This window comes from Mesorhizobium sp. W050 (genome assembly GCF_054719535.1).
The window spans coordinates 486,676-499,178 of record NZ_JBTTIH010000001.1 but is presented as its reverse complement, the minus strand read 5'-3'; the positions used below and the strand labels follow the sequence as shown (position 1 = coordinate 499,178).

The following is a 12,503-nucleotide window of genomic DNA, read 5'->3' as shown; positions in this document are numbered from 1 at the left end:
GGCATGGCTGGACACGGGCAGCTAAGGCTGGAAATGTGATTGCACGTCTTCGCTGCCGGGGGGCTGGCCGGAGGACGAGGAGGATGGCGCTGAATTTCGAATATATTGCCGGCCATCCGGCGCTGCACCGTCATGTCGAGGCGCAGTCGAAGGCGCTGCTGCATATCTATGAAACGAGCCCACGCCTGGCCGCCGTGTTCGCCACGCAACAGCGCTGGTTGCTGGCTCACACCGGCCTAGCCCTGCATTTCGCCCGCGACCCGCGCGATCCCCGCACGGAACTGACACTGGCCCGCTTCATCGATGCCGTGCTTCACTATTCCGTCGCCAGCCGCAACACGGCCGAAGCCTTCATCAAGGAGATGCTGTACTATCACATCATCGAATACCTGCCGCACACCGGTGATGGACGAGCCCATCCCTTTCAGGTGACGGCAGCGACGCTGAAGGAATTCGATGGCTGGGTGGTTGCGCATCTGCGCACGCTCGACGGTCTCGACGGCGGCGACCGCCTCGCCGCCTTTCTCGAGCAGCACGGCATGATTGCCAGGCTGCAGCCGCTGGTGGCGGAAGGCCTGCTCTCCTCCAACCCTGTGCGTGAGCCCAAGCAGACGTTTTCGCTGTTCATCTGGCTCAACAATGGCGGCATCGTCATGGATTGGCTGATGTCCGGCATCGATCCCGACAATGCCGGCCTCGACCGGATCCCGACCAGCGTGGTTTCGATCGGCGAATTCGCCAGTTGGCTAAAACTCTCGCGCACCCATCTTGCGCGCAAATTGCGCGACGCCGAAAAGCTCGGCAGCGTCGGCTGGCTAGGCCAGCGCGGGCATTCGGTGATGTGGGTGTCGAACAGCTTCTACCAGGAATACATGACCGTCCAGGCCGCCAAGCTTGCCGTTATCGATGCCGCGTTCGAAGCCTGCCGACCGGCGTCGCCGCACGCTGGCTGAACGTTCGGCGCAGACGCTGTTGCGCAGCCGGTCGTGCCGACCGCGAGGACCCGTCCGGGCGCATGGCCGAGGTGGCCTTTCCGCCGTCGGGATACGGACATCTGGACAGCGGGGGCGAAGCCTGAAAGCGGAACGATCCGCGCGAGCGGCAGCGATCCGCCCGACGGGTTCGGGTGGATCAACTGGTCAAAAGCCGGGCGCAGCATCTCAATCGATGTCGAATGACACGCCCTGCGCCAGCGGCAGCGCCTTGGAATAGTTCACCGTGTTGGTGGCGCGGCGCATATAGGCCTTCCAGGCATCGGAGCCGCTCTCGCGGCCGCCGCCGGTTTCCTTCTCGCCGCCGAAGGCGCCGCCGATCTCGGCGCCCGACGTGCCGATGTTGACGTTGGCGATGCCGCAATCCGAACCATCGACGCCGAGGAAGCGCTCGGATTCCTGCAGGTCGCGGGTGAAGATCGACGACGACAGTCCGGCGCCGACCGCATTGTGCTCGTCGAGCACGGCATCGAAATCGGAATATTTCATCACATAGAGGATCGGCGCGAAGGTTTCTTCGGTGACAGGAGCCACCTGCTTCGGCATTTCGACCAGCGCCGGATGCACGTAATAGGCATCGGGATGGCCATTCTCGACCCGCGAACCGCCGGTCAGCTTGCCGCCGTGAGCGGTGGCTTCCTTGAGCGCCTTCTGCATGGCGTCGAAGGCCGCCTTGTCGATCAGCGGCCCGACGAGCGAAGACGTCTCCAGCGGATTGCCGACCGAGACGCTCTCATAGGCCTTCTTCAGCCGCGGCAGCAGCGCGTCATAGACGCTGTCATGCACGAACAGGCGCCGCAGCGTCGTGCAGCGCTGGCCGGCGGTGCCCATGGCGCCAAAGGCGATGGCGCGCAGCGCCATGTCGAGATCGGCGGTCGGGCAGACGATGCCGGCATTGTTGCCGCCGAGTTCGAGCACGGCGCGGGCAAAGCGCTTGGCCAGACGCGGGCCGACATGCCGGCCCATGCGGGTCGAGCCGGTGGCAGAAACCAGCGCCACCTTCGGGTGGTCGACCAGGATCTCGCCGACGGAGCGGTCGCCAATCAGCACCGGTGCCAGGCCCTGCGGCGCATCCGCGCCGAAGCGCTTGACCGCGCCGGCAAAAATCGCCTCGCAGGCGAGCGCCGTCAGCGGCGTCTTTTCCGAAGGCTTCCACACCACGGCGTCGCCGCAGACCAGCGCCAGCGCCGCGTTCCACGACCACACCGCGACCGGGAAATTGAAGGCCGAAATGACGCCGACGACGCCGAGCGGATGCCAGGTCTCCATCATGCGATGTCCCGGACGCTCGGTGGCGATGGTTAGACCGTAGAGCTGGCGGGAAAGGCCGACGGCGAAATCGCAGATGTCGATCATTTCCTGGACTTCGCCGAGGCCTTCCGACGGGATCTTGCCGACCTCGATCGACACCAGCCGGCCAAGCTCGGTTTTGTGCGCGCGCAACTCCTCGCCGAGCAGCCGCACCAGTTCGCCGCGCCGGGGACCCGGCACCATCCGCCAGGCCTGGAACGCCGTGTGCGCGGCATCGATGGTCTTGGCCGCATCGGCCGGCGAAATCGTCTTCAGCGCCGCGATCTGTTCACCCGTCACCGGGCTGCGCACGACGAGGTCGCCGCCGGTCAGCGCGTCCTTGGCCACACCCAGTTTCGCCAGAAGTTCGGCCGTTTCCTTCGCTATCGTCATTTTTATCCCTTTCAGATCCGCTCGCCATCATAGGGCGGCGGTCGAGCCTTGGCGCCATTATCGCCCGCATGCCGCGGGCGCTGTCATGGCGTGCCATTACTCGTTTCAGGGGAAAATCGCCACCCCGGCATGGTCCAAGCCGGGATTGCACGATTGAGCCAGAGGAGGAACAGGCTTAGTGCGCTGTCTTCGCCGGCGCCTTCACGGCTCCGTCCCGCATCAGCCGGTCGATATGCATGCGGATATGGGCGGCTTCCGCTGCCGTGTTGGCCAACGCAATGGCGCGATCGAAGGCGACACGCGCCTCTTCGCCACGGCCGAGCTGCATCAACAGACCGCCCTTGAGGCCGAAGAAGTGGAAATAGCCGGACAGCCTCTCGCCAAGCGGCTCGATCATGGCAAGGGCAGCTTCCGGCCCGCGCACCTTGGCGACCGCAACGGCACGGTTCAGCGTCACCACCGGCGAAGGTTGCATCGCCTCCAGCAGGCTGTAGAGCAGGTCGATCTCTGTCCAGTCGGTCTCCTCGGGGGTTGCCGCCCGCGCATGAAGGGCGGCGATCGCCGCCTGCACCTGGTAGGGTCCGGGCTTCTGGTGGCGCAGGGCCTTGTCGACCAGCGCCAGGCCTTCGTCGATCATCTTGCGGCTCCACAGCGAGCGGTCCTGGTCGTCGAGCAGCACGATCTCGCCATTCTCGTCGAAGCGGGCCGGCGCGCGCGCATGCTGCAGCAAAAGCAATGCCGTCAGGCCCATGATCTCCGGCTCGGTCTGGAACAGCCGCAGCAACAGGCGCGCCAGCCGGATCGCCTCCTCGCAAAGCGGCGCACGCGCCGGCGCCTCGCCGCTGTTGGTGGAATAACCTTCGTTGAAGATCAGATAGACCATGGCGGCAACGGCGCCGAGCCGCTCCGAGCGCTCGACCGCGCCGGGCGTCTCGAACGGCACGCCGGCATCGGCAATGCGCGCCTTGGCGCGCGTGATGCGCTGTTCCATGGCGCTTTCGCCGACCAGGAACGCACGCGCGATCTGCTTGACGGTGAGACCGGAGACGATGCGCAGCGCCACCGCGATCTGCTGCGTAGGCGGCAGATCCGGATGGCAGCAGATGAACAAGAGCCGCAATATGTCATCGCGGTAGTGCGCGCCGTCCAGCCGTTCGGCGATATCGCTCTCGGCATCTTCCAGGTCCGAGATCTGGTCCTCTTCCGGCATCGGCGCCTGCTTGGCGCGCTTGCGCACCGCGTCGATGCCGGTGTTGCGGCCGACAAAGATCAGCCAGGCCGCAGGATCGCGCGGCGGCCCGTTCTGCGGCCAGTTCTTGAGTGCCCTCAGGCACGCGTCCTGGAAAGCTTCCTCCGCCGTATCGAGATTGCGGAAATAGCGCAGCAGCGCACCCATAGCCTGCGGGCGGGCAGCGCTGATCGCCGAGCTTATCCAGGCGAGGTCTGTCATGTGGCTACTCTGGTTGGGTTGAAGACGGAAACCGGTCGGATCTCATAGGATCCGCCGCTGGGATTGACCTCGGAAAGCTCGCGCGCGAAGTCGACGGCTTCGTCGAGATCGGCGCATTCCAGCGTGTAGAAGCCGAGGAACTGTTCCTTGGTCTCGGCAAACGGGCCGTCGATGACGACCGATTCGCCCTTGACCTTGCGCAGCGTCGTCGCGGCGGTGGTGGGCAAAAGCCGCGCCACCGGCCCAAGCCGGCCGGCTTGAGCATATTTTTCCTGCACATGCATGAGCTTTGCCATGACCTCGTCATCCTGTGCCTTGCTCCAGGAGGAGACGACATCTTCGGAGGCATAGCAGAGGATAGCGTAGAGCATGGGACGTCCTTTTCTGTCTCAAAGGACGAAACAGTAGGGCCTGTGCCGACATGGCGTCGACAAAAAAGTACGCCATTTTTGTCAGCCTTCGCTTGCCTTCAACCATCTCAGCACAAGAGCCTCTTCATCATCGAGACCGTCGATCGCTCGCTTGCGCTTGTTGGCCTCGGTCATTTCGCTAAGCAGCCGCCCTTCCACCCAGGCTTCGAAAACCTGTGGATGGATGTAGCATTTGCGGCAGACGGCGCGTGTGTTGCCGAGACGCTCGGCCACCTTGTCGATGACCGCGTTCATCACACGCTTGGTCTGCGCCTGGCTTTCGGGAAGCTCCGTCCGCGCAAACAGCGACGCGGCATGGATGGTGCCGCCCCAGGTGCGGAAATGCTTGGAGCTGAAATTGGCGCCGATCGCGTCGCGGATATAGCGGTTGACATCGTCGGAGCGCACTCCATGCCGCTCGCCGTCCTCGTCGAGATATTGGAACAGTTGCTGCCCCGGAATATCCTGCGCGCCGCGCACGACCCGGGCGATGCGGCGGTCGACCAGCTTCAATTTCCATTCCTTGCCGGACTTGCCCTTGAAGGCAAAGCGCAGGCTCGATCCCTTGATGTCGACGTGGCGGTCGCGTAGCGTCGTCAGCCCAAAGCTCTTGTTGTCGCGGGCATAGGCGGCATTGCCGACCCGGATCATCGTGTTGTCGAGCAGCCAGACAATTGCCGCCACGACGCGCTCGGCCGGCAGGCCACGGCGGCGCAGATCGGCATCGATCCGGCGGCGCAGCTCCGGCAGGCTTTCGGCAAAGGCGACAAGGCTGGAGTATTTGGCGCCGTCGCGCTCGGCGGCCCACAGCGGATGGTAGCGGTACTGTTTGCGCCCGCGCTGGTCGCGGCCGGTCGCCTGGATGTGGCCGGCGGGATCGGGCGAGATCCACACATCCGTCCATGCCGGCGGAATGGCCAGCGCCTTGATGCGGGCAATGGCTGCCGCGCCGACGGCCTGTCCTTTCGCGCCCTTGTAGGAAAAGCCTTCGCCCGCCTTCAGGCGCCGGATCCCCGGCTCGCTGTCGCTGATATAGGTGAGCGAGGCCTGTTCGGCAGCGGTCTGCGCGCCGTTCTTCGGCGCTCCATCGTCCCCCCGTCCGGCAGCCGACCGGCCGGATGGCGTCCCAGATTTGTCAAGCATGCCCGCTCCACGAAATTTTTCTCGTAGATAAGCGCCAGGCCGACTGCTGGTTCCGCGCTCAAGCTTTTTCCAGCGCGACCGGGATGACGTCGACGGCCTGGTCGCCGACCTGGCCGCCGGTGGTTTTCAGCACGCCGACGATCGGAGCCACGTCGGAATAGTCGCGGCCATAGCCAACGGTGATGTGGTCGTTGCTGGCCCGCATGCCATTGGTCGGGTCGAATTCCTGCCAGCCGGCATCGCGCCCACACCACACCTTGACCCAGGCATGCATGGCATCGGCGCCTTCGAGCCGCGGCTTCCCTTTCGGGGGAATGGTGCGCAGGAAGCCGCTGACATAACCCGCAGGAATACCTAGCCCGCGCAGGCCGGCGATCATGATGTGGGAGAAGTCCTGGCACACGCCCCGCTTCAAACGGAAGGCATCGCTGGCCCCGGTACGCACCGTGGTCGCTTCCCCGTCATAGGTGAAGTCGCGGTGGATGCGGTTGCACAGATCGATGGCCATGCCGACCGTCGAGCCGCCGGCGCTGTCGCGGGCATAGGCGGTGATCGCCGCATCGATGCCGGCATGATCGCTGGCGGCGAGAAAGTGATGCGGTGCATCCGGCGCCAGTGACCGTACGGCGCCGAGTTCTTCCCGCAGGCGCTGCAGATCGGGCGACACGTCGAGCCCAGGCTCCGGCCGTGACACCGACACGCGCGCGCTCATTCTGATGTCGAGCCCGTCATGGACGTCGCGAAAGGCGATCGCGGTGACATTGTTGCCGAAGAAATCGGCAAAATCCGTGCGCTCCGATGGGGTCGGCACAAACGAAAGCGAGGCCGCGATCACGCGCTGCACGCCGGCAATGGTCGGCGGCAATACACGCACCTGATGCCGGCTGCCGCCGGCCGCGGCGTCATAATCGTAGCTGAGATGAAGCCTGATATCGTACAGCATGTTAACCGAAATACGCTTTAGCCAGGCTGCTATAGAGGTTGCCGATCTCAGTTGCGAGATCGTCCAGCACCTCCGCCGACATCTCCGATGGCTCCATGACGGCAATTGCCGTGTTGAGCTGCAGGATTTCCTTGGCCGCGACCGACATATGCCCCTCCGGCCCAACCGATGGCAACAGGCCGATCTCCGCCTTCAGCCGTTCGAGCTGGAACAGGATCGAGCGCGGGTTGAGTGGGTCGAGCGCCAAGAGGTCGATCACCGTGCGCCGTCCGGCCCGCACCGGATATTGCCGGCGGTGGGTCATGACGCTGTCACCGATCTCCAGCATCATGTCGAGCGAGCCGTCCGGCGCACCGGACCTTGTCAGTCGGGCTAGCGTACGGGCGATCTGGATGCCGCGCTCGATCCGCCGACCGATCTCGAGGAAACGCCAGCCGGTGAAACGGTACATATTCTCGTGCAACAGGCCGGAGAAACCGGCGAGCTTGCGCAGCATGACCGTCATGGCCCGTGTCGCGTCGTCACCCGGCGCCACCGTGGTGGCGAACTGATGAATGGTCTTCGACAGGTCCTTCAGCGCCAGCCAGCCATCGGGCGAAAAACGGTCGCGGATCTGTCCGGCGCTGTAGACGGCGCTGTCCAGCGTGCCGATCAATCCGGGCGGAATGGCCGCTTCGAGATCGACGCCGAACGGTTCGAGATAGTCCCTGATATCGGCGAGCAGCAGCATGTCAGGATCGGACGTCTCGGCCAGCCGCACATGATAGGCGCGCAGGATGCGAACCGTATCCTCCGAGCGCTCGATATAGCGGCCGAGCCAGGTCAGGTTTTCCGCCGCGCGGCTGGGCAGGCTCCCCGGCATGGTGCGGACGAAGCTGTCATGCTCCTGCGGCAGCAGCGTCTCGCGCTCGACCGACCGGTCGCTGACCACCCAGACGTCGGCCGCCTGGCCGCCGCGCTGCATGGCGATGGCCGTCGGGTCGAGCGACAGGCCGACGCGAGCGAAGCCGCCCGGCATTACCGTCCAGCCATCGGGCGTGCGCGCGAGATAAACGCGCAGGCTTGCCGGCCGTGGCTCCAGCCAGCCTCCGACATAGACCGGCGTCGTCGACAGCGTCACCGCTTCCTGGCCGACGAAACCGCTGCCATCGCTCTCGATGCGCGCAATCAGCGCGATGCGTTCCTCCGGCGTCAGTGCCGAACCGAGCCTGGTCTGGCCGTCATCCTCGAAGGCCAGCCGCGTCGACAGCGCCGGACCGATCACCATGCGATCGATATTGGCAAGCACATGGGCCCGTTCGGTTGCTTGCCCGCACCACCAGGTGGCCACGCTTGGCAACAGAAGTTCTTCGCCGCGCAATGCGCGCGAAATCTTCGGCAGGAAGGCGAGCAGCGCCCGGGTTTCCATCAGGCCCGACCCCAGCGCATTGACCGTAGACACGGTGCCGCGGCGGATCGCCTCGACCAGCCCCGGCGTGCCGATATGCGAGTCCGACCTCAGTTCCAGCGGATCGGCAAAGGCGGCGTCGAGCCGCCGCCACAGCACGCTGATCGGCATCAGCCCGGAAACCGTGCGCACCATCAGCTTGCCGCCGGACACTGTCAGATCCTCGCCCTCGAGCAGCATGATGCCGAGATAGCGGGCGATATAGGCGTGCTCATAATAAGTCTCATTGAGCGGCCCCGGCGTCAGAATGGCGACGCGGCCGTCATTCTCCTTCGCCATGCCGATCAGCGCATCGCGAAAGCGGCGGAAGAAACCGGCCAGGCGATGCACATGCATCTCGCCATAGACGTCGGACAAAGCCCGCGTCGTGGCGACGCGGTTTTCCAGCGCAAAGCCGGCGCCCGACGGCGCCTGCGTGCGGTCGCCCAGCACCCACCAGCTTCCATCCGGCCCACGGCCGAGCTCGAAGGCGCAAAAATGCAGGAAATGACCGCTGGCCGGCATGGTGCCGACGACGGGGCGCAAAAATTCGGGGCTCGCCGCAATCAGGCCTGCCGGCAGGATTCCCTTCTCGATCAGCCGGTTCGGGCCATAGATATCAGCGACTATCTCCTCGAAAAGGTCGGCGCGCTGGACGAGACCGGCGCTGATCCCGGCCCATTCCTTGTCTTCGATCAGCAGCGGGATATGCGCCAGCGGCCATTCGCGCTCATTGGCGCCGGCCTTGTCATAGACGCGGTAATAAACCCCGGCGTCGCGCAGATACTGGTCGGCGCGGGCAAAGCGCTGGCCGAGCTTTTCCGGGCCCAGCTCCTCCAGCGCCTCGATGAAGGGCGCCCAGGCCGGACGCGGACGGCCCGAAGCATCGACCATCTCGTCGACGACGCCGTCAATCGGCTGGTAGTGCTCCAGCAGACTGTGCCTCAGCGGCTTGCCGCGGACCTTTTTCTGATTCCCCTTTGCCATCGCTGATCAGAGTCTTGCTGGCCGCCTGAGGTCAAGGGTCATGGGGAAGTCTTCAGAGGCTTCTTCATTGCGCACCACGTAGGCCGACGGCGTATGGCCGCGCGGCTCGAAGCGGGCGAGACGCCGCGCCTCAGCCTCATTGCCGTTGACCGGGAAGGTGTCGTAGCTGCGCCCACCTGGATGCGCGACATGGTAGACGCAGCCGCCCACCGCCCGCCCCGACCAACGGTCGTAGATATCGAAGACGAGCGGCGTGTTGACCGGCAGCGCCGGGTGCAGGCCCGACGAAGGCTGCCAGGCCTTGAAGCGCACACCGGCTACCGCGACCTCGCGATTGTCGGTGACCTTCATCGGCACGATTCGGCCATTGCAGACAATGGCATGACGTTCCGGGTTGAGGCCTTCGGTCCTGACCTGCAGCCGTTCGACCGAGGAGTCGACGAAACGCACAGTGCCGCCGATTGCGCCTTGCTCGCCCATGACATGCCACGGCTCCAGCGCCTGCCGCAGTTCCAGCTTGATGCCGGCATGCTGGACTTCGCCGCAGAACGGAAAGCGGAACTCCAGCTGGGCATCGAACCATTCCGGCCGGAATTCGAAACCGTTGAGCTTGAGGTCGTCGAGCATGTCGAGGAAATCCGCCCAGACATAATGCGGCAGCATGAAACGGTCATGGAGCGAGGTGCCCCAGCGCACGAAGCGGCCATCAAGCGGGTTGTTCCACGCACGGGCGATGATGGCGCGTACCAGCAATTGCTGCGCCAGCGACATGCGCGCATTGGGCGGCATCTCGAAACCGCGGAACTCAACAAGCCCAAGCCGGCCGGTCGGGCCATCGGGCGAAAACAGCTTGTCGATGCAGATTTCCGAGCGGTGCGTATTGCCGGTGACATCGGTCAACAGGTTGCGAAACAGTCGGTCGACCAGCCAAGGCAGCGGTGGGTTGCCCTGGCCCGGGTGCGGCACCTGCGCCATCGCGATCTCGAGTTCGTAAAGCGAATCGTGCCGCGCCTCGTCGAAGCGCGGCGCCTGGCTGGTCGGGCCGATGAACAGGCCGGAGAATAGATAGGACAGCGACGGGCGCCGCTGCCATTGCAGCACCAGGCTCTTCAACAGATCGGGCCGGCGCAGGAACGGGCTGTCATTGGGCGTCGCGCCGCCGACGACGACATGGTTGCCCCCGCCGGTACCGGTGTGGCGGCCGTCGATCATGAACTTGTCGGCGCCAAGCCGCGTCTGCCGTGCTTCCTCGTAGATCGCCGTCGTCGTCGCCACGCAGTCCTGCCAGTTGGCAGCCGGATGGATGTTGACCTCGATGACGCCGGGATCGGGTGCCACCCTGATGACGTTGAGGCGCGGATCGTGCGGCGGTCCATAGCCTTCGATATGCACGGGAAGGCCGATCGCCTTGGCCGCGTTTTCGGCGGCTGCGACGAGTTCGAGATAGTCTTCCAGCGCCTCGACCGGCGGCATGAACACGCACAGCCGCCCGTCGCGTGGCTCGACCGAAAGTGCTGTACGCACCGCGCCGCCGATCTCGGTGATCTCCTGTTCGACCCTATCCTGCTGGCCGGTCGTCGCCGTGAAAGAAATCGCCTGCTGGCGTCGTGCCATCTCGTCGGCGCCTTCCAGCTCGGCCGGAGCCGGTTCTGGCAGTATGGCTTCCCGCGCCGGCAGCGGTCCACGCGGCAGCGACGGATCGACCGGCACAATATAGGGGAACTGCGCCGGCGGCACATAGGGCAGCGTGCCCAGCGGCAGGCGGTAACCGACAGGGGAATCGCCCGGCACCAGGAACAGCCGCCCGCGCCGTGTCTTCCACTTCTCCGAGCGCCAGCGCGGGTCCGAAGCCTGGCTGTTCCAGCGCTGCACCGGCAGCACGTAGCCCGACGGCTTGGTCAGCCCGCGCTCGAACACTTTCGCCATGCGGCTGCGCTCTTCCGGGTCTTCCAGCTTGGAGTTGGACGGATCGACATTGTCGGGCAGCTTGCCTTCTTTCAGCAGCCATTCGGCCGGGTCCTCATAGGCCTCGCTGACCATCGCCTTGTCGATGCCGAGTTCGCCGGCGATTGCCGTCAGCAAGCTCTCGGCCTGCTGCGGCCCCACCTTTGCGTCGCTCTTTTCGCGTGCGATCAGCGACGGATCGCTCCACACCGGCTGGCCGTCGGTGCGCCAATAGAGCGAAAAGGTCCAGCGCGGCAGGCTTTCGCCCGGATACCATTTGCCCTGGCCGTAGTGGAGGAAGCCGCCCGGCGCGAAGCGTTCGCGCAATTTACGGATCAGCGCATCGGCCTTTTCGCGCTTGGTCGGGCCGACGGCGGCGGTGTTCCACTCGGCGGACTCGAAATCGTCGATGGAGACAAAGGTCGGCTCGCCGCCCATGGTCAGCCTGACGTCGCCCGCTTGAAGTGCGGCGTCGACCTTGTTGCCCAGCGCATCCAGCGCCTGCCAGCTTTCGTCCGAGAATGGCTTGGTGATGCGCGGATGTTCGGCGATGCGGTCGACACGCATGTCGAAGCCGAATTCGACATTGGCGAAGCTCGCCATGCCGGAAATGGGTGCGGCGTTGCGGAAATGCGGCGTGGCCGCCAGCGGCACATGGCTTTCGCCGGTGAGCAGGCCCGACGTCGGATCGAAGCCGATCCAGCCGGCGCCCGGCAGATAGACCTCGCACCAGGCGTGCAGGTCGGTGAAGTCGACGGCGGTTCCGGCGGGGCCATCGAGCGCGACCAGATCGGGCTTCAGCTGGATCAGATAGCCGGAGACGAAACGCGCGGCGAGGCCGAGATTCCTGAGGATTTGCACCAGCAGCCAGCTCGAATCCCGGCACGATCCCTTTTTCGCGGCCAGCGTTTCCTCCGGCGAGAACACGCCGGTTTCCATCCGCACGATATAAGCGATCTCCCGCTGCAGCCGCGCATTGAGGTCGACGACGAAGTTGACGGTGTTGGTGGCGCTACGGTCGATGTTTGCGAGGAAAGCAGACAGCAGCGGCCCCGCCGGCTCCGGCGTGCGGTAGATGGCGAGATCGTCCCTGATGTCTTCGGGGTACTCGAACGGGAAGGTCTCGGCCGATGGTTCGACGAAGAAATCGAACGGATTGTAGACCGTCATGTCGGCGACGAGGTCGACCTCGATCTTCAATTCCGTCACCGGTTCCGGGAAGACGAAGCGGGCGAGGAAATTGCCGTAGGGGTCCTGCTGCAGATTGACGAAGTGGTTCGCCGGCCCGACCTTCAGTGAATGGCTGAGCACCTTGGTGCGGGAATGCGGTGCCGGCTGCAGCCTGATGACCTGGGGCCCGAGAACCACCGGCCGGTCATATTTGTAATGGGTCAGGTGGTAGACGGCTGCCAGTATTGCCATGGGGCCCCGGAGATCGGCGTTTCTTCAGCCGAACCCTGACACATCTATTGGCCATTCTCCAAGCAGAGATGTTGCGCTGCACCTAAATTAAGCAGCCGAAGCC

8 protein-coding genes are annotated in these 12,503 nt (G+C 64.9%); 1 reads left to right on the top strand and 7 read right to left on the bottom strand.

Annotated elements, in window-relative coordinates; all coding sequences use genetic code 11:
- Positions 1–83: 83 nt before the first annotated feature.
- Positions 84–953: a hypothetical protein gene (locus tag ACYG9Y_RS02350; protein ID WP_023737698.1), complete on the top strand. Its 870-nt coding sequence runs from the start codon at positions 84–86 to the stop codon at positions 951–953.
- A gap of 207 nt (positions 954–1,160) precedes the next feature.
- On the opposite strand, the gene amaB is transcribed toward ACYG9Y_RS02350, so the two are convergent.
- The 7 genes from amaB to ACYG9Y_RS02315 all read right to left on the bottom strand — a co-directional run bounded on the left by amaB (position 1,161) and on the right by ACYG9Y_RS02315 (position 12,400).
- Positions 1,161–2,675, bottom strand: coding sequence for an L-piperidine-6-carboxylate dehydrogenase (gene amaB / locus ACYG9Y_RS02345; RefSeq protein ID WP_023737697.1), 1,515 nt, complete (start codon positions 2,673–2,675; stop codon positions 1,161–1,163).
- A 175-nt stretch (positions 2,676–2,850) separates the two neighbouring features.
- Positions 2,851–4,125, bottom strand: coding sequence for an RNA polymerase sigma factor (locus ACYG9Y_RS02340; RefSeq protein WP_023683451.1), 1,275 nt, complete (start codon positions 4,123–4,125; stop codon positions 2,851–2,853).
- Entirely contained in the window at positions 4,122–4,496 is a 375-nt protein-coding gene (locus ACYG9Y_RS02335) for a YciI family protein (RefSeq protein ID WP_023671781.1), read from the bottom strand. The genes ACYG9Y_RS02340 and ACYG9Y_RS02335 overlap by 4 nt, the downstream gene beginning before the upstream one ends.
- 81 nt (positions 4,497–4,577) lie before the next feature.
- The gene (locus tag ACYG9Y_RS02330) at positions 4,578–5,678 is read right to left on the bottom strand and encodes a DNA topoisomerase IB (protein ID WP_023713995.1); all 1,101 of its coding nucleotides are present in this window, start codon (positions 5,676–5,678) and stop codon (positions 4,578–4,580) included.
- A 58-nt stretch (positions 5,679–5,736) separates the two neighbouring features.
- Positions 5,737–6,621, bottom strand: a complete 885-nt coding sequence (locus ACYG9Y_RS02325; RefSeq protein WP_023683456.1) for a transglutaminase family protein — start codon at positions 6,619–6,621, stop codon at positions 5,737–5,739.
- A 1-nt stretch (position 6,622) separates the two neighbouring features.
- Entirely contained in the window at positions 6,623–9,034 is a 2,412-nt protein-coding gene (locus ACYG9Y_RS02320) for a circularly permuted type 2 ATP-grasp protein (protein ID WP_023735007.1), read from the bottom strand.
- 6 nt (positions 9,035–9,040) lie between these two features.
- Complete coding sequence (locus tag ACYG9Y_RS02315; RefSeq protein ID WP_023737696.1) at positions 9,041–12,400, bottom strand: transglutaminase family protein; 3,360 nt, start codon at positions 12,398–12,400, stop codon at positions 9,041–9,043.
- Positions 12,401–12,503 lie beyond the last annotated feature (103 nt).